Genomic DNA, 21,564 nt, shown 5'->3' with positions numbered 1-21,564 from the left:
GGTCGCCTCAGTTCGCTTTTGCCGCTCGTCTGCTGCGTAATGTTTCGGCCACGGTGCACATAGACACCGGCCCGACAATAATCCGCTGCCGCACGAGATCATCCCGATGAAAAGACTGTTCACCCGCTGTCTCTCAATCTTCTGCGGCACCGCTCTGTTGAGCACCGGCGCCATGGCCGCGGACGACGCCTCCTGCAAAGCCGTGCGCATGGGCGTGGTCAACTGGACCGACGTGATCGCCACCAGTGGCATGGCCGATGTGCTGCTCAACGGTCTCGGCTACGAAAGCAAGCAAACCAGCGCCGTGCAGCAAATCATCTTCGCCGGCATCCGCGACAAGCGCCTGGACATCTTCCTGGGTTACTGGAAACCGGCGATGGATAAGAATATCGCCCCGTTCGTGGCTGCCAATCAGGTGAAGGTCATGGATAAACCGAGCCTGGCCGATGCCCAGGCCACCCTCGCGGTCCCGGACTATGTGGCGGCGGCCGGGCTGAAAACCTTCGCGGACATCGCCCGCTTCAAGGATCAGCTCGGCGGCAAGATCTACGGCATCGAGCCAGGCAGCGGCGCCAACACCACCATCAAGACCATGATCGAGACCAATCACTTCGGCCTGAAGGACTTCAAACTGATCGAGTCCGGCGAAGCCGGGATGCTGGCGGCCGTGCAGCGGGCGGTGAATCGCAAGGAGTTCGTGGTGTTTGTCGGCTGGACCCCGCACCCGATGAACATCAACATGAACATCACCTACCTGACCGGTAGTGAAGATGTCTACGGTCCGAATGAAGGCGCCGCAACCGTCTCCAGCGTGACCGCCCCGGATTACGCCGAACGCTGCCCGAACGTCAATCGGCTGCTGGAAAACCTGACATTCACCGCAGCCCAGGAAAGCCAGTTGATGGTGCCGATCATGGAGCGCCAGACGGCTCAGGATGTCGCGAAAAAATGGCTGCGTGAGCATCCCGAGGACTTGCAGCGTTGGCTGGCGGGTGTCAGCAGTTTCGATGGCAAGGATGGCGTGGCGACGGTTCAGGCCAGTCTGAAAAACTGACACCAAAACCCTGTAGGAGCGAGCTTGCTCGCGATGAACCCGAGAACGCCGCGGGGTATCAGGTTCACAGCGTTATCGTTGACGATCATCGCGAGCGAGCTCGCTCCTACAGGGGCCATATATTCCCCTGAACGGGCACCAGGCTCATGGCTCCTTACCCGCTTTCCGAGCAGATGACGGCTTTCGTCGAGAAAACCGTCAGTTTCAACAGCACCGACAGCAGCCCCGACGGTCTACGCCAGGCCTACAGCGAGATGTGCCGGGCGTTTACCCCGGCGCGCCCGGTCGGGTTATATGTGGTCGATTTCGAGTTGGCCGGGGTTGCTGTTCGTTCCTATCAACCACCGGCCAGTGGCGCGTCGTGCATCGTTTATCTGCATGGCGGCGGCTGGGTGGTGGGGGACCTTGATTCCCACGATTTCATCTGCGCCGAATTGGCATCGACACTCGGTGTACTGGTGATCGCCGTCGATTACCGCCGGGCACCGGAGCATCCGTTTCCCGCCGCGTTCGATGATTGCCTGAAGGTCTGGCGAGCACTGCGCACCGGGCCGTTTCAACTCGACCCGGAGCGCATGCTGGTGGCCGGCGACAGTGCGGGCGGCAATCTTGCGGCGGCGCTGTGCCTGGCACTGCGCGATGCCGGTGAGCCGGTGCCGTGCGCGCAGGTGCTGATCTATCCGGGGTTGGGCGGCGATCACCGGCTGCCATCGCGCAGTGAGTGCATCGACGCGCCGCTGCTCAGCAGCAGTGACGTCGAGTGCTATCACGCGCTTTACCTGCGTGGCACCCGTCATCCGAACGCCTACGCCATGCCACTGCTCGCCACGGATTTCAGCGGACTGCCACCGGCATGGATCGCCGTGGCGCAATTCGATCCGTTGCGTGATGACGGTGTGCTGTATGCCGAGCGACTGAATGCCGCGGGCGTGGCTGCCACCCTTTATCTCGGCGAGGGCCTGGTTCATGGCTGTTTACGGGCTCGTGGGCAGGCGGTCGAGGTCGATGCACTGTACGAAACCCTGTTCGGATATCTGTCGGCAAAACTCTGACTCCGCACGGGCATGCTCATTGACGTAATTCGGGTTTATGATGCCGGACGGCAGAATAATAGAAGTCCCCCCAGGGATGACCTCGACCCCTTACGGAGTGCGCAATGCAGACTTTGTACCCGCAGATCAAACCCCACGCCCGGCACGATCTGGCTGTCGACGAAACTCACACGCTGTATGTCGACGAGAGCGGTTCACCGGAAGGATTGCCGGTGGTGTTCATCCACGGCGGCCCCGGTGCCGGATGTGATGCCCAGAGTCGGTGCTACTTCGATCCCAACCTTTATCGCATTGTCACTTTCGATCAGCGCGGTTGCGGTCGCTCCACGCCCCACGCCAGCCTGGAAAACAACACGACCTGGGATCTGGTCGCCGACCTCGAGCGGATCCGCCAGCACCTGGGTATCGACAAGTGGGTGCTGTTTGGCGGCTCCTGGGGTTCGACCCTGGCCCTGGCCTACGCGCAAACCCATCCTGAGCGTGTACACGGCCTGATCCTGCGCGGGATCTTTCTCTGCCGTCCGCAGGAAATCGAGTGGTTCTACCAGGCCGGCGCCAGCCGCCTGTTCCCTGATTACTGGCAGGACTACATCGCACCGATCCCGCTGGATGAGCGTGACGACTTGCTTACCGCGTTCCACAAGCGACTGGTCGGCAACGACCAGATTGCCCAGATGCACGCGGCCAAGGCGTGGTCCACCTGGGAGGGCCGCACCGCGACCCTGCGTCCGAACCCGATGGTGGTCGATCGGTTCTCCGAGCCACAACGTGCATTGTCGATTGCCCGCATCGAATGCCACTACTTCAGCAACAACGCCTTCCTTGAGCCGAACCAGTTGATCCGCAACATGGGCAAGATCGCCCATTTGCCCGGCGTGATCATCCATGGTCGCTATGACGTGATCTGCCCGCTGGATAACGCCTGGGAGCTGCATCAAGCCTGGCCGAACAGTGAACTGCAGGTCATCCGCGATGCCGGTCATGCCGCTTCCGAGCCGGGAATCACCGACGCGCTGGTACGTGCGGCCAATCAGATGGCCCGTCGTCTGCTGGACCTGGCGCCTGAAGAAGCATGAAGGCTCTGCTGCAACGGGTGCGTGGCGCGCGAGTCGAGGTCGCGGGCGAGATCGTCGGTGCCGTCGATCAGGGATTGCTGGTGCTGGTGGCCGTCGAGCCCGACGACACGCGGGCCAGCGCCGACAAACTTCTCAATAAGCTGCTTAACTATCGGGTGTTCAGTGACGCTGAGGGCAAGATGAATCTGTCCCTGGCGGATGTGGGCGGCGGGCTGCTGCTGGTCTCTCAGTTCACCCTGGCTGCCGATACCAAAAACGGGTTGCGTCCGAGTTTTTCGACCGCGGCCCCTCCGGCGCTGGGCGAGGAATTATTCGACTATCTATTAAGCAAAGCGAAACAGGTGCATGGCACTGTGGCATCAGGTAGATTCGGCGCGGATATGCAGGTGCATCTGGTCAATGATGGCCCGGTAACCTTCCTGTTACAGACCTGAAAGCGTTTGAAACAAGTTTTTAAGCTCATTTCGACTGAAAACAGGGTTTTTTCGCGATAAATACTTTGTTACCCCTGATGCGTTGTAACGCGGCCTACTAGATAATCGCGCGCTACGGGGATCAGCGTTCGTTGGTCCATTTTGACTTAGGTAGAGAGTTGTCCGGATCCGATTGGGGAATCATTTCGCCCCAGCGGAGTCGGAACAATGCTCGCCAACTTGGCAAGAGTGGTTTGCAAGGGCGGTTGTTTCATACCGCAGACCGTGCAGACCCTTTAACTGGCCGTTGGTTTTTTGATCTGTTTTCGGCGAGGGTTGCTCGTGATTGTTAGTCCCTGTAACGCACCAAAATTGTCTGCCAAACGGTTGCGCAGCGCCCTGGTAGCGGGCTCTGCACTGCTCTGCCTGCTCAGCGCCGGCCAGCTTTGGGCATTCAGTCTGGATGATGTATCGGCCAAGGCAAAAGAGCTGGCCGCGCAGAAATACGAAGCGCCGCGCAGTAACCTGCCGAACGAGTTCCGCGACATGAAATTCGCGGACTATCAGAAAATTCGTTTTCTGACGGAAAAAGCCGAATGGGCTGATCAGAAGACGCCGTTCAAGCTGTCTTTCTATCACCAGGGCATGCATTTCGATACTCCGGTGAAAATCAACGAAATCACCGCGAACACCGTCGAAGAGATCAAATACGACCCGAGTCGTTTCGACTTTGGCGATATGAAGTTCGATCCCAAGGCCACTGAACAACTGGGTTATGCCGGTTTCCGTGTGCTGTACCCGATCAACAAGGCCGACAAGCAAGACGAAATCATGACCATGCTCGGCGCGAGCTATTTCCGCGTCGTCGGCAAGGGGCACGTCTATGGTTTGTCCGCTCGCGGCATGGCCATCGATACCGCCTTGCCGTCCGGCGAAGAATTCCCGCGTTTCCGCGAATTCTGGGTTCAGCAGCCCAAGCCAGGCGACAAGCACCTGGTGATTTTCGCCCTGCTGGATTCTCCTCGTGCCACCGGTGCCTATCGCCTGATCCTGCGTCCGGGCAGCGACACCATCGTCGACGTCAAGGCGCAGATGTTCCTGCGTGACAAGGTCGGCAAACTGGGTATCGCCCCGTTGACCAGCATGTACCTGTTCGGCGCCAACCAGCCGTCGAAAGTGCTGAACTACCGTCGCGAACTGCACGACTCCAGCGGTCTGGCGATCCATGCCGGCAACGGCGAGTGGATCTGGCGGCCGCTGAACAACCCGAAACACCTGGCGGTGAGCAACTTCAGCGTGGAAAACCCGCGCGGCTTTGGTCTGCTGCAACGTGGCCGCGACTTCAGCCACTATGAAGACCTCGACGATCGCTACGACAAGCGCCCAAGTGCCTGGATCGAACCGAAAGGCGAGTGGGGCAAGGGCACCGTTGACCTGGTCGAGATTCCAACCGCCGACGAAACCAACGACAACATCGTTGCCTTCTGGAACCCGGAAAAATTGCCGGAACCTGGCCAGCCGCTCGATGTCGCTTATCGTATGCACTGGACAATGGACGAATCGGCCATTCACGCGCCGGACAGCGCCTGGGTCAAGCAGACCCTGCGTTCCACCGGTGACGTCAAGCAGTCCAACCTGATTCGTCAGCCGGACGGCAGCGTTGCCTACCTGGTGGATTTCGAAGGCCCGTCCCTGGCGGCATTGCCGGCCGATGCGGAGGTTCGCAGCCAGGTCAGCGTCGGCGACAACGCCGAGCTGGTGGAAAACAGCGTACGCTTCAACCCTGAAACCAATGGCTGGCGCCTGACCCTGCGGATGAAGATCAAGGATCCGGGCAAGGCCACTGAAATGCGTGCCGCATTGGTGCAGAACATTGTGCCGGCGGACCTGGCCAAGACTTCGATCCCGTCGTCGAACTCGTCGGTTGCCAAGGCCGACAAGGTTGCCGCCAAGCAACAGGAGAAAGCGGACAAGGAAGCCAAGCAAGCGGAGGCCAAGCAGGCTGAAGCGAAGCCTGTTGCAGATGCCAAGGAAAAGGCCAATAAAGACGCCAAGCAGCCTGCCGCTGCCGACGCGGCCCCAGCCACACCGGAATCGGCTCCGACTGAAGAAGTCCTGACCGAGACCTGGAGCTATCAGTTGCCTGCCGATGAGTAACTCTCAAGTACAGCCAGAAACTCTCTCCGAGTATCTGGCGCATCTGCCGATGACCGACGAGCAGCGCGCGGAACTCGCGGGTTGCCAGTCTTTCAGCGAATTGCATGAACGCCTGTCGTCATCGACGTTCGACGCCCCAACCGAAGCCGCACAGGCTTCGGTCGGCAAACGCCTGACCCTGAGCACTGCCGAAGAGCTGCAGGACGCAGAAATGCTGGCGCTCGACGCCAGCGGCCGGGTCTGCCTCAAGGCGACTCCGCCGATCCGGCGGACCAAGGTCGTGCCGGAGCCGTGGCGCACCAACATTCTGGTGCGTGGCTGGCGCCGCCTGACCGGCCGCACCAACCCGCCGAAGCCGCCGAAGGACGAACGTGTCCTGCCGGCCGCCCGCTGGCGCACCGTCGGTTCGATCCGTCGCTACATTCTGTTGCTGCTGATGCTCGGCCAGACCATCGTCGCCGGCTGGTACATGAAAGGCATCATGCCGTACCAGGGCTGGTCGTTCGTCGACCTCAACGAAGTGCTGCACCAACCGCTGCTGCAAACCGCCACGCAAGTGCTGCCGTATGCCTTGCAGACCAGCATCCTGATCCTGTTCGGGATTCTGTTCTGCTGGGTATCGGCCGGTTTCTGGACCGCGCTGATGGGCTTCCTGGAATTGCTCACCGGTCACGACAAGTACCGTATTTCCGGTGCCAGCGCCGGCGATGAACCGATTCCTAAGGATGCGCGCACCGCTCTGGTGATGCCGATCTGCAACGAAGATGTGCCACGGGTATTCGCCGGTCTGCGGGCGACCTTCGAGTCGGTTGCGGCCACGGGTGACCTGGACCGCTTCGACTTTTTCGTCCTCAGTGACAGTAACGACGCCGATATCTGTGTCGCCGAGCAACAGGCCTGGCTGGATGTCTGCCGCGAAGCCGGGGGCTTCGGCAAGATCTTCTATCGCCGCCGTCGCCGTCGCGTAAAACGTAAAAGCGGCAACCTCGACGACTTCTGCCGTCGTTGGGGCGGTGACTACAAGTACATGGTCGTACTCGATGCCGACTCCGTGATGAGCGGCGAGTGCCTGACCAGTCTGGTACGCCTGATGGAAGCCACGCCGGACGCCGGGATCATCCAGACCGCGCCACGGGCGTCGGGCATGGACACCCTGTATGCGCGCATGCAGCAGTTCGCCACGCGTGTGTATGGCCCGCTGTTCACCGCCGGCCTGCACTTCTGGCAACTGGGCGAGTCGCACTACTGGGGGCACAACGCGATCATCCGCATGAAGCCGTTTATCGATCACTGCGCCCTGGCGCCGTTGCCCGGTAAAGGCGCGTTCTCCGGCGCGATCCTGTCCCACGACTTCGTTGAAGCCGCGTTGATGCGCCGTGCCGGTTGGGGCGTGTGGATTGCCTACGACTTGCCGGGCAGCTATGAAGAATTGCCGCCAAACCTGCTCGACGAGCTCAAGCGTGACCGTCGCTGGTGCCACGGTAACCTGATGAACTTCCGCCTGTTCCTGGTCAAGGGCATGCACCCGGTGCACCGTGCGGTGTTCCTGACCGGCGTGATGTCCTACCTGTCGGCGCCGTTGTGGTTCTTCTTCCTGGTGTTGTCGACGGCGCTGCTGGCGGTCAACACGTTGATGGAGCCGCAGTACTTCCTCGAACCACGCCAGCTCTATCCGCTGTGGCCGCAATGGCACCCGGACAAGGCGATCGCGCTGTTCTCGACCACGATCGTGCTGCTGTTCCTGCCGAAACTGTTGAGCATCATCCTGATCTGGGCCAAGGGCGCGAAAGAGTTCGGCGGCAAGTTCAAGGTGACCCTGTCGATGCTGCTGGAGATGCTGTTCTCCATGCTGCTCGCGCCGGTGCGGATGATTTTCCACACCCGTTTCGTCCTCGCCGCGTTCCTCGGCTGGGCCGCGACCTGGAACTCGCCGCAACGTGACGACGACTCCACGCCGTGGAGCGAAGCGGTCAAGCGCCACGGTCCGCAAACCCTGCTGGGCTTCTTCTGGGCCCTGCTGGTGATCTGGCTGAACCCGAGCTTCCTGTGGTGGCTGGTGCCGATTGTCGGTTCGTTGATGCTGTCGATCCCGGTGTCGGTGATTTCCAGCCGTGTCGGCCTGGGCCTGAAGTCCCGTGACGAGAGCCTGTTCCTGATCCCCGAGGAATACAATCCGCCGCAGGCCTTGCTGTCCACCGATCAGTACACCCACGAAAACCGCTGGCACGCGCTGAATGACGGCTTCGTCCGTTCGGTGGTCGACCCGCAGCAGAACGCCCTGGCGTGTTCGCTGGCGACCTCGCGTCACCGCGAGGCCGAGCCGATTGAATGGCTGCGGATCGAACGGGTGCGGCACGCGATGAAAGTCGGTCCTGAAGGGCTGACCAACAACGAGCGTGTACAACTGCTCAGTGACCCGGTGGCCCTGGCCCGCCTGCATGAGCAGGTCTGGAGCGAAGGCCACGCCGAGTGGCTGGGCGCGTGGCGCAAGTCGGTCAAGGCCGACCCCCACGCACCGCTGTTGCCGCTAAAGCCGTTGAGTGTCCAGGCGCAACTGGCCTGAAAAAACTGTAGGAGCAAGCTCGCTCGCGATGGACTCAAGAACGCCGCGCTAAGTCAGTAAAAACGCGTAATCGTTAACGACCATCGCGAGCGAGCTCGCTCCTACACAAGCCCCGCTACCCGGCGGGGCTTTTTTTTGCCTGATCGTTCCCAAACCCTTGTGCAAACGGGCGAGTAGTTTAGGATCCGTCCCCGAATTGGTGTGCCCGGATAATTTTTGTCCGTATTGGTGCGTTTCCTCCCGGGGAGCCGCCATTTTTGCGCGCCTCACAACGCAATGGTTTTGGGGACTTGAAGATGAAGAAGTATCTGTCGATGCTGCTGGTCGGCGTCACGGCACTGGTTGCAGTCAGCGCGGCGCACGCCGGTGCCATCGATGACGCGGTCAAGCGCGGCACGTTGAAAGTCGGGATGGATCCGACCTACATGCCGTTCGAAATGACCAACAAGCGCGGCGAGATCATCGGGTTCGAAGTCGACATTCTCAAAGCCATGTCCAAGGCCATGGGCGTCAAGCTGGAGCTGGTGTCCACCGGTTACGACGGCATCATCCCGGCACTGCTGACCGACAAGTTCGACATGATCGGCAGCGGCATGACCCTGACCCAGGAGCGCAACCTGCGCCTGAACTTCAGCGAACCGTTCATCGTAGTCGGCCAGACCCTGCTGATCCGCAAGGAGCTGGAAGGCACCATCAAGTCCTATAAAGACCTGAACACTGCCGACTACCGCATCACCTCCAAGCTCGGCACCACCGGCGAAATGGTCGCCAAAAAACTGATCGCCAAAGCCAGGTACCACGGTTACGACAACGAGCAGGAAGCCGTGCTCGATGTGGTCAACGGCAAGGCTGACGCCTTCATCTACGACGCGCCGTACAACGTCGTGGCGGTGAACAAGGTCGGCAACGGCAAGCTGGTGTTCCTCGACAAGCCGTTCACCTACGAGCCGCTGGCCTTCGGCCTGAAGAAGGGTGACTACGACAGCATCAACTTCATCAACAACTTCCTGCACCAGATCCACGAAGACGGCACCTACGATCGCATCCATGACAAGTGGTTCAAGAGCAGCGAGTGGCTCAAGGACATGGAGTAACTCGGTCAGCCAGATCGAGTCGTCCCATTCACGAGCAAGCCCGCTCCCACATTAGACCGAGATCAAATGTGGGAGCGGGCTTGCTCGCGAAGAGGCCCTCCAGGGCAACACAAAAACCGGAACCTGCAATGAAACAGAAAAAAGCCCAATGGCCCTGGCACGTGCTGACCGTGCTGGTGCTGATCGGCCTGGCCGGCGCGCTGTATTACGCCACCTCGCTGATGTCCTACGAATGGCGCTGGAACCGTGTGCCGCAATACTTCGCTTACCACGCCGAAGAATCCCAGCGCGCCGCCGACATCTCCACCGTCAGCGAACTGGTGCGCAAGGGCGACAGGGCTGAAGTCACCCTGCGCAACGACGCGGGTGATGAGCAGCACCTGACCGTCGACGAAAACAGTCTGCAAGTCGCCCAGGGCGATGACGTAGCCGAAGGCGACGTCGTTGGCGTGACCCGCCATTGGGCCGCAGGACCACTGATGTGGGGCCTCTGGACCACCTTGTGGCTGTCCGTGGTGTCCGGCGTTCTCGGGCTGCTGATCGGTCTGGCCACCGGCCTTTGCCGGTTGTCGAACAACCCGACCCTGCGCGACCTTTCGACCATTTACGTCGAACTGGTGCGCGGCACGCCGCTGCTGGTGCAGATCTTCATTTTCTACTTCTTCATCGGCACCGTGATGAACCTGTCCCGGGAATTCGCCGGGATCGCCGCGCTGTCGCTGTTCACCGGTGCCTATGTGGCGGAAATCATCCGCTCCGGCGTGCAATCCATCGCCCGTGGCCAGAACGAAGCCGCACGCTCGCTGGGTTTGAGCGCAGGCCAGTCGATGCGCCATGTGGTGCTGCCGCAAGCCTTCAAGCGTGTGTTGCCGCCGCTGGCCGGGCAGTTCATCAGCCTGGTGAAAGACACCTCGCTGGTGTCGGTGATCGCGATTACCGAGCTGCTTAAAAGCGGCCGCGAAGTCATCACCACCTCGTTTTCGCCGTTCGAGATTCTGTTCTGCGTCGCCGGTCTGTACCTGTTGATCAACCTGCCGCTGTCGAAAATCGCCAGCCGGCTTGAGCGGAGGCTCGCGCAAAGTGATTGAAGTCCGCGATCTGGTAAAAGTCTTCGACACCCGTGGCCAGGTGGTACGCGCGGTGGATAACGTCTCCACCATCGTTGCCAAGGGCGAAGTGCTGGTGGTGATCGGCCCGTCCGGCTCCGGCAAGTCGACCTTCCTGCGCTGCCTCAATGGCCTGGAAGAGTTCGACTCCGGCTCGGTGAGCATCGACGGCCTGCAACTGGCTGATCCGAAAACCGACGTCAACGCCTACCGTCGCGAAGTCGGCATGGTGTTCCAGCACTTCAACCTGTTCCCGCACATGACCGTGCTGGAAAACCTGTGCCTGGCGCAGAAAGTCGTGCGCAAGCGTGGCAAGAAAGAGCGCGAGGCCAAGGCCATGGCACTGCTGGAAAAGGTCGGTATCGCCCAGAAAGCCCATGAATTCCCGTCGCGCCTGTCCGGCGGCCAGCAACAACGTGTGGCGATTGCCCGGGCGTTGGCGATGGAGCCGAAGGTCATGCTGTTCGATGAGCCGACCTCGGCACTCGACCCGGAAATGGTCGGCGAAGTGCTGGATGTGATGAAAAACCTGGCCATGGAAGGCATGACCATGGTTTGCGTCACCCATGAAATGGGCTTCGCCCGGGAAGTGGCGGACCGGGTGCTGTTCTTCGATCATGGCAAGTTGCTGGAAGATGCTTCGCCAGCGGAGTTCTTCGATGCGCCGAAGGATCCTCGGGCGCAGGCCTTCCTGCGGCAGGTTTTGTAACTTCGGCGTCTGACAGACCGCTTTCGCGAGCAAGCCCGCTCCCACATTGGAATGCGTTCTCCTGTGGGAGCGGGCTTGCTCGCGAAGGCATCACCTCAAACCTTGAATTTGCCCACCAGCATCTGCAGATGCGTCCCCAGCCGCGCCAGCTCAACGCTGGAGGCTGCCGTCTCTTCACTCGCTGCCGAGGTCTGATCCGACACATCCCGTACGTTCAGCACACTGCGGTTGATCTCTTCGGCCACGGCGCTTTGCTGTTCGGCGGCGGCGGCGATCTGCTGGTTCATCGCCTGGATCGCCGAGACGGTGCGGGTGATGCTTTCCAGTGAGCCACCGGCGCGGCGGGTCAGTTCGACACTGCTGTCGGTCAGGGTGCGGCTGTTGTCCATGATGGTCGCGACTTGCTGCGTGCCGTTTTGCAGGCCGACGATCAGCTCTTCGATCTCTTCGGTGGACTTCTGGGTGCGCTGGGCCAGGCTGCGGACTTCGTCTGCCACCACGGCAAAACCACGGCCGGCTTCACCGGCGCGGGCGGCTTCAATTGCCGCGTTGAGCGCCAGCAGGTTGGTTTGCTGGGCCACGGATTTGATGACGTCGAGCACGCTGCCGATCTTGTCGCTTTCGCGCTTGAGTTCGCCCATGGCCTCGGTGGAGTGACCGACTTCCGCGGCCAGGCGTTCGATCTGGGCGATGGCCTCACCTACCACTTTGTCGCCTTCACGGGCTTGCTGGTCGGCGGCGACGGCGGCTTCGGAGGCCTCCTCGGCGTTGCGCGCCACTTCCTGCACGGTGGCGGCCATTTCGTTCATGGCAGTCGCGACCTGATCGGTCTCGACCTTCTGGCTGTTGACCCCGGCGCTGGTCTGCTCGGTGACGGCGGACAGCTCTTCGGCGGCGCTGGCAATCTGCGTGACACCATCGCTGATGCCGCCAATCAGTTCACGCAGCCCCTGGGTCATGCTCTGCATGGCGCGCTGCAACTGGCCGAGTTCGTCGCGGCGCAGGGAGACCAGGTTGTGGGTCAGGTCGCCGGCGGCCACGCGCTCGGCCACGGCCAGGGTCTGGTTCAAAGGAACGATGATCTGCCGGGTAATGGCCCAGGCGGCCAGCAGGCCGAAGGCGATGGCCAGCACCGTGGCGAGGGTCAGCATGTTCTTGGCGTGGGCGGCATCGGTGTCGCGCACGACGGTTTGCGAGACGGTGAGTTTTCGGCTCATGTCCAACAGGATCTCGCCTTGGGCAGACATGCGTGCCAGGGCCTTGGCGCTGGCCACCTGGGAGTCGCGGAACTGGCTGACAGCGGCGCGGTAGGCCTTCAGCGAATCCGTCGCCTGTTGCAGGTTGGCGATGTGTTCTTCAGGCAGTTTGGCCGGCAGGCTTTCGAGGTTCTTCAGGGCGTTGTCGATGGCGTCGAGGGCTGGCTGTTCGGCTTCGCTCTTGCCGCTGTAGGTGTAGCCGCGAACCTGGAAGCGCGCCTGCTGGATCAGTTTGCTCAGGTCTATCACGCTGTTGAAGGCTGCGACGCTGTCGCCTTGCAGCATGGATTTTTCCACTTCGGCGACGCGGGCCACGGCGTTATCGGCGGTGGCGCCGAGTTTGCTGCGGGCGTCTTCGCGCTGGGCGCCGGCCTGGGTCATGTCGCCGAATGCACGACGGTATTCGGCGACAGCAGCCAGTTGTTGCTCGACCATGGCCGTATCAGCCGGTTGCTCGATCAGGCCGCGGGCGGTCTGCAGGCCGCTTTCGAGTTTGCCCAACAGATCGTTGACGGCGCCGGGACCTTGTTCGCCGCGACGCATCTCGTAATCCAGGCGTGCAATGCGCAGGTCCTTGGTCAGGTCGTTGAGGCTGGCGATGAACCCCAGTTTATCGCCACGGCTGGTCACGCCGCTCAGGCCGCTCCAGCCGGTGAAGGTGATCAGCAGGGTCAGCAACAGTACCAGACCGAAGCCGATCCCCAGCTTGCGTTTGACGCTGACGTTTCCCAGATTCTCGGCTAGCCATTGATACATGCTGAAACTCCCCGGACCGCAATTTGGTTTTATGGGGGGTATATCGGCAGGGGAACCTGAATCTGTAGGCACTGCCCGATATACGGGCGGATGATTATCTTGAGTAGAAGTTGGACCTGTGGGAGCGGGCTTGCTCGCGAAAGCGGTATTTCAAACGCAGATAATGCATTGAATGTACCGGCCTCTTCGCGAGCAAGCCCGCTCCCACAGGGGAATTGTGTCGGGGTTTAGAAAAGGCGTGCCAGCAGCGCGGTCACGGCGGTTTCGACGCGAAGAATGCGCTCGCCCAGTTGCACCGGTTGCAGGCCGGATTTGCCCAGCAGGTCGATCTCGTAGGGAATCCAGCCACCTTCGGGGCCGATGGCCAGGGTCACCGGTTCGCTGAGTGCGCGAGGGCAGGGCGGGTAATTGCCCGGATGCCCCACCAGGCCGAGGGTGCCTTCGGTGATCGCCGGCAAACGGTCTTCGACGAACGGCTTGAAGCGCTTCTCGATGACGACTTCCGGCAGTACGCTGTCCCGCGCCTGTTCCAGGCCGAGGATCAACTGCTCGCGAATCGCCTCAGGCTCCAGGAATGGCGTCTGCCAGAAGCTCTTCTCGACGCGATAGCTGTTGACCAGCACGACCCGTGGCACACCCATGGCCGCCACGGTCTGAAACACCCTACGGAGCATCTTGGGCCTTGGCAGGGCTAATACCAGGGTCAATGGCAGCTTGGCAGGAGGTGGCTGGTCGAGGGTGACACGCAACTCTGCCTCGTCGGCGTCCAGGCGCAGCACTTCGGCTGAGCCCATCAGCCCGCCAATCCGCCCGACGCGCATGCTGTCGCCGACTTCGCAGCGGTGGACTTCCTGCATGTGGGTCAACCGGCGATCACGCAGGACCACCCGGTCGGCCGCAATGAAGTCGGCATCGATGAGGAGCAGCAGGTTCACGCTTGGGTCGCTGGCGGCTGGTCGTTGTGATCGTCAGCCGGCTGGTCTTCCTGATGGTCGCTGCGCTTGCTGATCAGGCTGCCGAACAGGATGCCGATCTCGAACAGCAACCACATCGGCACAGCCAGCAGGGTCTGCGAGAAGATGTCCGGCGGCGTCAGGATCATGCCGACCACGAAGCAGCCGATGATCACGTACGGGCGGATTTTCTTCAGGTATTTGACGTCGACCACGCCGATCCACACCAGCAGCACCACGGCCACCGGGATTTCGAACGCCACGCCAAAGGCGAAGAACAGCGTCATGACGAAATCGAGGTAGCTGGTGATGTCGGTCATCATCTCCACCCCGGCCGGGGTGGCCGCGGCGAAGAACTTGAAGATCAGCGGGAACACCAGGTAATAGGCAAACGCCATCCCGGTGTAGAACAGCGCGATGCTGGAAATCAGCAACGGCACGGCAATGCGCTTCTCGTGCTTGTACAGGCCTGGCGCGATGAAGCCCCAGATTTGATGCAGGATCACCGGGATTGCCAGGAACAGCGAGACCATCATGGTCAGTTTCAGCGGCGTCAGGAACGGCGACGACACGTCGGTGGCGATCATCGTCGCGCCGGCTGGCAGGTATGCCCGCAGCGGCGTCGAAACGAAGGTGTAGATCTGCTGGGTGAAAGCAAACAGGCCGGCGAAGATGATGAAAATCGCCGCTACGCAGCGCAGCAGTCGGGTACGCAGCTCGGTGAGGTGCGAAACCAGCGGCATGTGCTGGTCGTTTTCAGGAAGATCGCTCATGGGGCTCGCGGCGGCAGTGTTGGGTCATGAGGGGCTGGCGCAACAGGCGCAGCCGCAGGTGTGACAGGTTCAACCGGTATGGCTGCAACAACGGGTGCAGGTTCCGCCGCTGCCGCAGGTGTTGCGACGCTGGCGGCGGGAGCCTGAATCGTCTGCTCTCCCACATGCTCCACCGGCGTCGGCTCCTGCTGGGTCGGCGTGAAGATTTTCCGCGCCTCCTGCTCAAGCGACAGGATGTGTTCGTTGTGCAGTTGCCGACGAATCTCGTCGGCACCGATTTCACGTTCAACTTCCTGTTTGATCGCGTTGAAGCTGCGCTTCAGACGCCCGACCCACAGGCCAGCGGTGCGCGCAGCGCCCGGCAGGCGCTCGGGACCCAGCACCAGCAGGGCGACGAGGCCGACGAGCAGCAGTTCAGAGAAGCTGATACCAAACATTAGTCAGTGCTCACACGTCTTTGCGGATCGGCTCTTCGACTTTTTGCGCCTGCACGTCGATGGTGTGCGGCTGGTTCACCGAGGCCTGTGGCTGAACAGGCGGAACCGGTTGGGTCGGGGTCGCTGCCGGATCGGCCGGTTTTTCGTCGTCGTTCATGGCTTTCTTGAAGCCCTTGATCGATTCGCCGACGTCGGTACCGAGGTTTTTCAGTTTCTTGGTGCCGAAAACCAGTACCACGACAACCAGGATGACGATCCAGTGTTTCCAGTCAAAAATGCCCATGCTGCTGCTCCTCTCTAATAGTTATTCAGGCGGACGGGCGCGAGGCTTTCTCGGCGTGTCCGGAGAGACCGAAACGACGGTCCAGTTCATCGAGTACAGCCTGTGGATGCTGCCCCAATTGGGCGAGCATGACCATGCTGTGGAACCACAAATCGGCGGTTTCGTAGATCACATCGCTGCAGTCACCGCTGATGGCGGCATCCTTGGCGGCAATGATGGTTTCGACCGACTCTTCGCCGACTTTTTCCAGAATCTTGTTCAAGCCCTTGTGGTACAGGCTGGCGACATACGAGCTGTCGGCAGCGGCGCCTTTGCGCTCTTCCAGTACCTGTGCCAGACGGGTCAGAGTGTCACTCATGTTTATGCCCTGCGGAATAGATGGCGTGCGGATCCTTGAGGACCGGGTCGACGGTTGTCCAGTCGCCGTTCTCGAAAACGCGGTAGAAGCAGCTCTGGCGGCCGGTATGGCAGGCGATATCGCCGATCTGCTCGACCATCAGGATGATGACGTCGGCGTCACAGTCCAGGCGCATCTCGTGCAGGGTCTGCACATGGCCGGACTCTTCGCCCTTGCGCCACAGCTTGCCACGGGAGCGCGACCAGTAAATGGCGCGGTTCTCGGCAGCGGTCAGTTCCAGTGCTTCGCGGTTCATCCAGGCCATCATCAGGACGCGCCCGGTCTTGTGGTCCTGGGCAATCGCTGGCACCAGGCCGTCGGCGTCCCACTTGATCTCGTCCAGCCAATTCTTCATCAACGACTCCGATACGGGCCCGCACTTCAAAAATCGGGGGCCTGCGTTCAATGCAGCGTCCAAACAGTGTGCCAGCGTGTTGCGCGACTGGCTATCGGCGAACGACCAGATACAAACCGACCGCCATCATGATGCCAGCCGGCCAGTAAGCCAACTGGTTCAGCGGGCCGCCAGCGGCAAGGATGGCGCCCCCGGCCAGGTGAGCCGTGCCAAGCAGGCGCAGGAACCAGTCGTCCCGGCGTCGATGCCATGTTGGAGGCGGATCGTTGGCATGGGGCTGGGACAGGCGTTCGAGCAGGTCACGCGTCATGTTGGCCAGGTGCGGGATCTGTTCGATCTGGCTCTGCACGTTGCCAAACAAGGTTTTGGGGCTGACGCGCTCGCGCATCCAGCGTTCGAGGAACGGTTGTGCGGTGTTCCACAAATCGAGGTCCGGGTACAGCTGGCGGCCCAGGCCTTCGATGTTCAGCAAGGTTTTTTGCAGCAGGACCAACTGCGGCTGCACTTCCATGTTGAAGCGCCGTGCGGTCTGGAACAGGCGCATCAGCACCTGACCGAAGGAAATATCCTTTAACGGTTTTTCGAAGATCGGCTCGCACACGGTACGGATCGCTGCTTCGAATTCGTTGAGTTTGGTTTCTGCCGGCACCCAGCCCGAATCGATGTGCAATTGCGCCACGCGGCGGTAATCACGCTTGAAGAAGGCGAACAGGTTGCGCGCCAGGTAATCCTGGTCTTCCGGGGTCAGGCTGCCGACGATGCCGCAGTCGATCGCAATGTATTGCGGGCTCCAAGGCTGCACGGTGCTGACGAAGATGTTGCCGGGATGCATGTCGGCGTGGAAGAAGCTGTCGCGGAACACCTGGGTGAAGAAGATCTCCACGCCGCGCTCGGCGAGCATTTTCATGTCGGTGCGCTGGTCGGCCAGGGTCGCCAGATCGGTGACCTGGATGCCGTAGATGCGCTCCATCACCAGCACCTTCGGCCGGCACCAGTCCCAATAGACTTGCGGCACGTACAGCAGCGGCGAGCCGTCGAAGTTGCGCTTCAACTGGCTGGCGTTGGCCGCCTCGCGCAGCAGGTCGAGTTCGTCGTAGATGGTTTTTTCGTAATCGCTGACCACGTCCACCGGGTGCAGCAGGCGCGCATCGGCAGACACTCTTTCGGCAGCGCGCGCGAGAATGAACAGCCACGCCAGATCCTGCTTGATGACCGGTTTGAGGCCCGGGCGGATTACCTTGACGACGACTTCTTCACCGGTTTTCAGTTGCGCGGCATGCACCTGTGCCACCGAGGCCGAGGCCAGCGGTTCAACGTCGAAACGGCTGAACACGTCACTGATTTTCTTGCCCAGCTGCTCTTCGATCAGCTTCACCGACACCTGCGAATCGAACGGCGGCACCCGATCCTGCAGCTTCATCAGTTCATCGGCGATGTCTTCCGGCAACAGGTCGCGGCGAGTGGACAGGATCTGCCCGAACTTGATGAAGATCGGCCCCAGGTCCAGCAACGCCAGGCGCAAGCGCGCGCCACGGCTCAGGTCCAGCGGCTTGCGCGGGAACCAGCGCCACGGCAAGGCATAGCGCAGCGCCATCAGAAACCAGGGCAGTGGCAGATCGAACAGCAGGTCATCGAGGCGGTAGCGGATCACGACGCGCTGGATGCGCAACAGACGGCGGACGGCAAGCAGCTTCATGCGTTATCGCTTGGGTCGAGGGATCGGGAAAGGCGCTCGAAACGCGCCTCGAGACGTTCCAGATCGAGCTTGATCTGGTCCAGTTCACTGAAACGGGCTTCGGCTTCACGCTGACCGACAAGGGTGCGCGACTCTTCGGCCAGGTATTCGCCCAGGTTCTGGCCCAGGCTGGCAAAGCCTTGCTGATACCAGCGGGCGCGGCTGCGCAGGTGACCGCTGACCAGTTGCGTGGGCACCGGCCCCAGCCAGCGCGAGAGTTCGTACTCCCAGTCCAGCTCCAGGTCCTGGAGGATCGCCGACAGTTCCAGCAGCACGCCGCTGTCACCGTCGAGTTCGACTTCAGGGCTGTGCAGGATCGAGGTCTTGTCCTTGCTCATGGCCAGCTTCAACAGGCTCGAAGCCGGTGCACGCAGGGTGCAGTCGGCGCCGGTTTCCCACTGGGAGGCGAGCATCAGGCCTTCGTCGCTGGGCAGGATGAACAGTTGCAGCGCCGGGCTGCGGCAGTCGACGGCAATCACCTTGCCGGTCAGATGCGCCAGCCGCGGCAGCGCCGTACTGTCGAGACGCAGCACCCGGTTGAGGCCGAGCTCAACGCTGGCGAGCAGGCCGGCGAGCAGCATCAGGGCTTGATGCCGCGGTGCAGGGCAACGATGCCTGCGGTCATGTTGTGATAGGTCACGCGGTCGAAACCGGCCTCGACCATCATCGACTTCAGGGTTTCCTGGTTCGGGTGCATGCGGATCGATTCGGCCAGGTAGCGATAGCTTTCCGAGTCATTGGTGATCAGCTTGCCCATCAACGGCATGAAGGCGAACGAGTAGGCGTCGTAGGCCTTGGACATCAGCGCATTGGTCGGCTTGGAGAACTCCAGCACCAGCAGACGGCCGCCAGGCTTGAGCACGCGCAGCATCGAACGCAGGGCATCTTCCTTGTGGGTCACGTTGCGCAGGCCGAAGGCGATGGTCACGCAGTCGAAATGGTTGTCGGGGAACGGCAGTTTTTCCGCATCGGCCTGGACGAATTCGACATTGCCGGCCACACCGAGGTCCAGCAGGCGGTCACGACCGACCTTGAGCATGGATTCGTTGATGTCGGCCAACACGACCTGGCCGGTCGGGCCGACCAGGTGCGAGAACTTCCTGGTCAGGTCGCCGGTGCCGCCGGCGATGTCGAGTACGCGATTGCCGGCACGAACGCCCGACAGTTCGATCGCGAAACGCTTCCACAGACGGTGCATGCCGCCCGACAGAAGGTCGTTCATCAGGTCGTACTTGGCGGCTACGGAGTGGAAAACCTCAGCGACTTTTTCCGCTTTCTGGCTTTCCGGAACGTTTTTGAAGCCGAAGTGAGTGGTGGGTTCGGCATCGCTGCCTTTGCGCTGATCAGTCATATCGCTGTCACCAAAAGAGAATGCGCGACATTCTAATCCCCAAGGCATGCTTTGTCTTGGCAAGGCTGAAGGTAAGATGGGTAACCATCGGGACGTTTTGACGCAGCAGAGGTCAAGACGCCTCGGGAAAGCATCCATAAAGCAGGAGTCATTTGATGGCCCGTATTAGTGTTGAACGTGCCCATGGCCTGGGTAAGGAAGCGGCTCGCGAGAAGGCCGACAAGCTGGCGCAAAAACTTTCCGATCAGTATGGCCTGGAGCCGCAGTGGTCCGGCGACACCCTGAACCTCAAACGCCCGGGTGTGAAGGGCGCGGTGCATGTCGCCGACGATTCGATTCGCGTCGAAGTGGAACTGGGCCTGATGATGTCGGCCATGAGCGGCATGATCAAAGCGGAAATCGAAAAGGCCCTCGACAAGGCCCTGGCCTGATTTCCGATTGAAATCACATCCCCTGTGGGAGCGGGCTTGCTCGCGAAAGCGGTATGTCATTGAACATTTATGTCGACTGACCCACCGCCTTCGCGAGCAAGCCCGCTCCCACATTTGTTTTGTGGTGCCTTTGCTGTTCATGTCAGTTGTTAGGGTGCCGTTTCTAATTTTTCTCCCTACTTTGTGCCAGAGCCCGACACTTATCCGGGCAGTTCCTCAAACCTTCTGCGCGTGAGGTGCACCATGGCCAAAGTTATTTTGAAGAAAAAAACCGACGCGTCGACCAGTACGCTGAGCGACGTCAAAAGCTATGCCCGCAAGATCTGGCTGGCAGGCCTGGGTGCCTACACCAAGGTCGGCCAAGAGGGCAGCGAGTACTTTCAAGAGCTGGTCAAAGCGGGTCAGGTTGTTGAAAAGAAAGGCAAAAAGGTAGTCGCTGAGAAGCTTGAAGCGGCCAATGCCGAGATCGATGAAGCCAAGAGTGAAGTCAGCACTTTCAAAGGCAAGGTCGAAGTTCAACTCGACAGGGTCGAGAAGGCGTTCGATACGCGTGTCGCAAGTACCTTGAATCGTATCGGCATTCCGTCTAAACATGACGTTGAGGCACTCTCTGCTAAGCTCGATGAGCTGACGGCATTGCTCGAACGCGTCGCGCGTAAATCTTAAGGAGAACGGGATGGCTGTTAAAAAGAAAACCGAAAAAGAAGGCAGCTCGTGGATCGGGAAGGTTGAAGATTACTCCCGAAAAATCTGGCTGGCTGGTTTAGGCGTGTACTCGAAGATCGACACTGACGGCAGCAAACTCTTCGATGCATTGGTTAAGGACGGCGAGAAAGCCGAGAAGCTCACCAAGAGCGCCGTTGGCAAGACAGTCGACGCCGCCAAAGACTCCGCTTCTTCGGCCAAGTCGCGCATCAGCGGTGTGAAAGATCGCGCACTGGGCAAGTGGGATGAGCTGGAAGGCGCTTTTGACAAGCGTCTGAACAGCGCCATTTCGCGTCTGGGCGTACCGAGCCGCAACGAAGTCAAGGCACTGCACAGCAAGGTCGATACCCTGACCAAGCAAATCGAAAAACTGACCGGTGCCAAGGTTGCGCCTGTCGCGGCGAAAACCGCAGCTGCCAAACCTGCTGCCAAGACTGCCGCCGCCAAGCCGGCAGCCAAGACTGCTGCCAAACCACTGGCAAAAGCGGCAACCAAGCCTGCGGTTAAAACCGCTGCTGCCAAACCTGCAGCGGCCAAGCCGGCAGCTAAACCGGTCGCCGCAAAAGCCGCCGCCAAACCAGCGGCTAAACCGGCAGCCAAGCCAGCAGCAAAAACTGCAGCGGCCAAGCCAGCGGCCAAACCCGCTGCGGCGAAAAAACCTGCAGTGAAAAAGCCGGCAGCTCCAAAAGCCGCCGCGCCAAAACCAGCAGTGGCTGCTGCCAAACCGGCAACGCCGGTAACGCCAGCAGCTCCGGTCAGCGCATCGAACTCCGCTGCCGCGCCAACCCCTGCTGTCACCCCGACTGTCGCGCCAACTCCATCGACGCCAACCAGTCAGTCCTGATTTTCAGGGCTCAAGAAAACGCCCGGCCTGTGAAGGTCGGGCGTTTTTGTTTGTGCGCAATTCG

Annotated in this window: 22 protein-coding genes and 1 pseudogene; 12 read left to right on the top strand and 11 right to left on the bottom strand. The window is 60.9% G+C overall.

Annotated features, from left to right (window positions below; all coding sequences use genetic code 11):
- Nucleotides 1-106: 106 nt before the first annotated feature.
- From ACEN8Q_RS21540 to ACEN8Q_RS21500, 9 genes are all read left to right on the top strand, one after another.
- Nucleotides 107-1,054, top strand: coding sequence for a choline ABC transporter substrate-binding protein (locus ACEN8Q_RS21540; protein ID WP_413428249.1), 948 nt, complete (start codon nt 107-109; stop codon nt 1,052-1,054).
- 146 nt (nt 1,055-1,200) lie between these two features.
- Nucleotides 1,201-2,106 (top strand): alpha/beta hydrolase, encoded by a 906-nt coding sequence (locus ACEN8Q_RS21535; protein ID WP_413428248.1) that lies wholly within the window; start codon nt 1,201-1,203, stop codon nt 2,104-2,106.
- Nucleotides 2,107-2,210: 104 nt separating this feature from the next.
- Nucleotides 2,211-3,182, top strand: coding sequence for a prolyl aminopeptidase (gene pip / locus ACEN8Q_RS21530; protein ID WP_413703713.1), 972 nt, complete (start codon nt 2,211-2,213; stop codon nt 3,180-3,182).
- Entirely contained in the window at nt 3,179-3,616 is a 438-nt protein-coding gene (gene dtd, locus ACEN8Q_RS21525) for a D-aminoacyl-tRNA deacylase (protein WP_413428246.1), read from the top strand. Before pip ends, dtd begins: the two co-directional genes overlap by 4 nt.
- Before the next feature lie 321 nt (nt 3,617-3,937).
- Nucleotides 3,938-5,752, top strand: coding sequence for a glucan biosynthesis protein (locus ACEN8Q_RS21520; protein ID WP_413428245.1), 1,815 nt, complete (start codon nt 3,938-3,940; stop codon nt 5,750-5,752).
- Nucleotides 5,745-8,315 carry a glucans biosynthesis glucosyltransferase MdoH gene (gene mdoH, locus ACEN8Q_RS21515; protein ID WP_413428244.1) on the top strand — a complete coding sequence of 857 codons (2,571 nt, stop codon included), beginning with the start codon at nt 5,745-5,747 and terminating at the stop codon, nt 8,313-8,315. The genes ACEN8Q_RS21520 and mdoH overlap by 8 nt, the downstream gene beginning before the upstream one ends.
- A 296-nt stretch (nt 8,316-8,611) precedes the next feature.
- On the top strand, nt 8,612-9,409 hold the full coding sequence (locus tag ACEN8Q_RS21510; protein ID WP_413428243.1) for a transporter substrate-binding domain-containing protein: 798 nt from the start codon (nt 8,612-8,614) through the stop codon (nt 9,407-9,409).
- 128 nt (nt 9,410-9,537) lie between these two features.
- Nucleotides 9,538-10,497, top strand: a complete 960-nt coding sequence (locus ACEN8Q_RS21505; protein ID WP_413703712.1) for an amino acid ABC transporter permease — start codon at nt 9,538-9,540, stop codon at nt 10,495-10,497.
- Nucleotides 10,490-11,224 (top strand): amino acid ABC transporter ATP-binding protein, encoded by a 735-nt coding sequence (locus ACEN8Q_RS21500; protein WP_413428241.1) that lies wholly within the window; start codon nt 10,490-10,492, stop codon nt 11,222-11,224. Before ACEN8Q_RS21505 ends, ACEN8Q_RS21500 begins: the two co-directional genes overlap by 8 nt.
- Nucleotides 11,225-11,319: 95 nt before the next feature.
- On the opposite strand, the gene ACEN8Q_RS21495 is transcribed toward ACEN8Q_RS21500, so the two are convergent.
- From ACEN8Q_RS21495 to ubiE, 11 genes and pseudogenes are all read right to left on the bottom strand, one after another.
- Complete coding sequence (locus tag ACEN8Q_RS21495; protein ID WP_413428252.1) at nt 11,320-12,033, bottom strand: methyl-accepting chemotaxis protein; 714 nt, start codon at nt 12,031-12,033, stop codon at nt 11,320-11,322.
- A 141-nt stretch (nt 12,034-12,174) separates the two neighbouring features.
- Nucleotides 12,175-13,236, bottom strand: a pseudogene (locus ACEN8Q_RS21490) (methyl-accepting chemotaxis protein); the annotation flags it as partial.
- Between the two features lie 227 nt (nt 13,237-13,463).
- A complete protein-coding gene (locus ACEN8Q_RS21485) occupies nt 13,464-14,171 on the bottom strand; it encodes a 16S rRNA (uracil(1498)-N(3))-methyltransferase (RefSeq protein WP_413428240.1) in 708 nt (235 codons plus the stop codon).
- The gene (tatC, locus tag ACEN8Q_RS21480; RefSeq protein WP_413703711.1) at nt 14,168-14,962 is read right to left on the bottom strand and encodes a twin-arginine translocase subunit TatC; all 795 of its coding nucleotides are present in this window, start codon (nt 14,960-14,962) and stop codon (nt 14,168-14,170) included. Before tatC ends, ACEN8Q_RS21485 begins: the two co-directional genes overlap by 4 nt.
- Complete coding sequence (gene tatB / locus ACEN8Q_RS21475) at nt 14,959-15,399, bottom strand: Sec-independent protein translocase protein TatB (protein ID WP_008017049.1); 441 nt, start codon at nt 15,397-15,399, stop codon at nt 14,959-14,961. The genes tatC and tatB overlap by 4 nt, the downstream gene beginning before the upstream one ends.
- A 10-nt stretch (nt 15,400-15,409) precedes the next feature.
- A complete protein-coding gene (locus ACEN8Q_RS21470) occupies nt 15,410-15,682 on the bottom strand; it encodes a twin-arginine translocase TatA/TatE family subunit (protein WP_008017048.1) in 273 nt (90 codons plus the stop codon).
- 25 nt (nt 15,683-15,707) lie between these two features.
- The gene (locus tag ACEN8Q_RS21465) at nt 15,708-16,040 is read right to left on the bottom strand and encodes a phosphoribosyl-ATP diphosphatase (protein WP_007899279.1); all 333 of its coding nucleotides are present in this window, start codon (nt 16,038-16,040) and stop codon (nt 15,708-15,710) included.
- Nucleotides 16,033-16,434, bottom strand: a complete 402-nt coding sequence (gene hisI, locus ACEN8Q_RS21460) for a phosphoribosyl-AMP cyclohydrolase (protein WP_046816940.1) — start codon at nt 16,432-16,434, stop codon at nt 16,033-16,035. Before hisI ends, ACEN8Q_RS21465 begins: the two co-directional genes overlap by 8 nt.
- 91 nt (nt 16,435-16,525) lie before the next feature.
- A complete protein-coding gene (gene ubiB, locus ACEN8Q_RS21455; RefSeq protein WP_413428765.1) occupies nt 16,526-18,130 on the bottom strand; it encodes a ubiquinone biosynthesis regulatory protein kinase UbiB in 1,605 nt (534 codons plus the stop codon).
- On the bottom strand, nt 18,127-18,750 hold the full coding sequence (locus ACEN8Q_RS21450) for an SCP2 domain-containing protein (RefSeq protein WP_413428764.1): 624 nt from the start codon (nt 18,748-18,750) through the stop codon (nt 18,127-18,129). Before ACEN8Q_RS21450 ends, ubiB begins: the two co-directional genes overlap by 4 nt.
- Nucleotides 18,750-19,520 carry a bifunctional demethylmenaquinone methyltransferase/2-methoxy-6-polyprenyl-1,4-benzoquinol methylase UbiE gene (gene ubiE / locus ACEN8Q_RS21445; RefSeq protein WP_007975568.1) on the bottom strand — a complete coding sequence of 257 codons (771 nt, stop codon included), beginning with the start codon at nt 19,518-19,520 and terminating at the stop codon, nt 18,750-18,752. The genes ACEN8Q_RS21450 and ubiE overlap by 1 nt, the downstream gene beginning before the upstream one ends.
- A gap of 155 nt (nt 19,521-19,675) precedes the next feature.
- Here ubiE and ACEN8Q_RS21440 point away from each other — a divergent pair, with 155 nt between their 5' ends.
- The 3 genes from ACEN8Q_RS21440 (at nt 19,676) to ACEN8Q_RS21430 (ending at nt 21,500) form a co-directional block, all read left to right on the top strand.
- Complete coding sequence (locus tag ACEN8Q_RS21440; RefSeq protein ID WP_413428763.1) at nt 19,676-19,951, top strand: polyhydroxyalkanoic acid system family protein; 276 nt, start codon at nt 19,676-19,678, stop codon at nt 19,949-19,951.
- Nucleotides 19,952-20,194: 243 nt separating this feature from the next.
- The gene (locus ACEN8Q_RS21435; RefSeq protein WP_085717304.1) at nt 20,195-20,617 is read left to right on the top strand and encodes a phasin family protein; all 423 of its coding nucleotides are present in this window, start codon (nt 20,195-20,197) and stop codon (nt 20,615-20,617) included.
- A gap of 10 nt (nt 20,618-20,627) precedes the next feature.
- The gene (locus ACEN8Q_RS21430) at nt 20,628-21,500 is read left to right on the top strand and encodes a phasin family protein (protein ID WP_413428762.1); all 873 of its coding nucleotides are present in this window, start codon (nt 20,628-20,630) and stop codon (nt 21,498-21,500) included.
- Nucleotides 21,501-21,564 lie beyond the last annotated feature (64 nt).

This window comes from Pseudomonas sp. Pseusp16 (genome assembly GCF_047324915.1).
GTDB lineage: Bacteria > Pseudomonadota > Gammaproteobacteria > Pseudomonadales > Pseudomonadaceae > Aquipseudomonas > Aquipseudomonas fluorescens_CD.
Note: the sequence above shows the minus strand (reverse complement) of the source record. Positions and strands in the feature narration are given on the sequence as shown.

What these genes read in the sequence shown, in the direction of transcription:
- ACEN8Q_RS21430 (WP_413428762.1), top strand. Translation starts at nt 20,628, where the DNA reads ATGGCTGTTAAAAAGAAAACCGAAAAAGAAGGCAGCTCGTGGATCGGG.
- ACEN8Q_RS21540 (WP_413428249.1), top strand. Translation starts at nt 107, where the DNA reads ATGAAAAGACTGTTCACCCGCTGTCTCTCAATCTTCTGCGGCACCGCT.
- ACEN8Q_RS21495 (WP_413428252.1), bottom strand. Translation starts at nt 12,033, where the DNA reads ATGAACGAAATGGCCGCCACCGTGCAGGAAGTGGCGCGCAACGCCGAG.
- mdoH (WP_413428244.1), top strand. Translation starts at nt 5,745, where the DNA reads ATGAGTAACTCTCAAGTACAGCCAGAAACTCTCTCCGAGTATCTGGCG.
- pip (WP_413703713.1), top strand. Translation starts at nt 2,211, where the DNA reads ATGCAGACTTTGTACCCGCAGATCAAACCCCACGCCCGGCACGATCTG.
- ACEN8Q_RS21440 (WP_413428763.1), top strand. Translation starts at nt 19,676, where the DNA reads ATGGCCCGTATTAGTGTTGAACGTGCCCATGGCCTGGGTAAGGAAGCG.
- ACEN8Q_RS21465 (WP_007899279.1), bottom strand. Translation starts at nt 16,040, where the DNA reads ATGAGTGACACTCTGACCCGTCTGGCACAGGTACTGGAAGAGCGCAAA.
- ubiB (WP_413428765.1), bottom strand. Translation starts at nt 18,130, where the DNA reads ATGAAGCTGCTTGCCGTCCGCCGTCTGTTGCGCATCCAGCGCGTCGTG.
- dtd (WP_413428246.1), top strand. Translation starts at nt 3,179, where the DNA reads ATGAAGGCTCTGCTGCAACGGGTGCGTGGCGCGCGAGTCGAGGTCGCG.
- ACEN8Q_RS21535 (WP_413428248.1), top strand. Translation starts at nt 1,201, where the DNA reads ATGGCTCCTTACCCGCTTTCCGAGCAGATGACGGCTTTCGTCGAGAAA.
- ACEN8Q_RS21435 (WP_085717304.1), top strand. Translation starts at nt 20,195, where the DNA reads ATGGCCAAAGTTATTTTGAAGAAAAAAACCGACGCGTCGACCAGTACG.
- hisI (WP_046816940.1), bottom strand. Translation starts at nt 16,434, where the DNA reads ATGAAGAATTGGCTGGACGAGATCAAGTGGGACGCCGACGGCCTGGTG.
- tatB (WP_008017049.1), bottom strand. Translation starts at nt 15,399, where the DNA reads ATGTTTGGTATCAGCTTCTCTGAACTGCTGCTCGTCGGCCTCGTCGCC.
- tatC (WP_413703711.1), bottom strand. Translation starts at nt 14,962, where the DNA reads ATGAGCGATCTTCCTGAAAACGACCAGCACATGCCGCTGGTTTCGCAC.
- ACEN8Q_RS21505 (WP_413703712.1), top strand. Translation starts at nt 9,538, where the DNA reads ATGAAACAGAAAAAAGCCCAATGGCCCTGGCACGTGCTGACCGTGCTG.
- ACEN8Q_RS21450 (WP_413428764.1), bottom strand. Translation starts at nt 18,750, where the DNA reads ATGCTGCTCGCCGGCCTGCTCGCCAGCGTTGAGCTCGGCCTCAACCGG.
- ACEN8Q_RS21470 (WP_008017048.1), bottom strand. Translation starts at nt 15,682, where the DNA reads ATGGGCATTTTTGACTGGAAACACTGGATCGTCATCCTGGTTGTCGTG.
- ACEN8Q_RS21510 (WP_413428243.1), top strand. Translation starts at nt 8,612, where the DNA reads ATGAAGAAGTATCTGTCGATGCTGCTGGTCGGCGTCACGGCACTGGTT.
- ubiE (WP_007975568.1), bottom strand. Translation starts at nt 19,520, where the DNA reads ATGACTGATCAGCGCAAAGGCAGCGATGCCGAACCCACCACTCACTTC.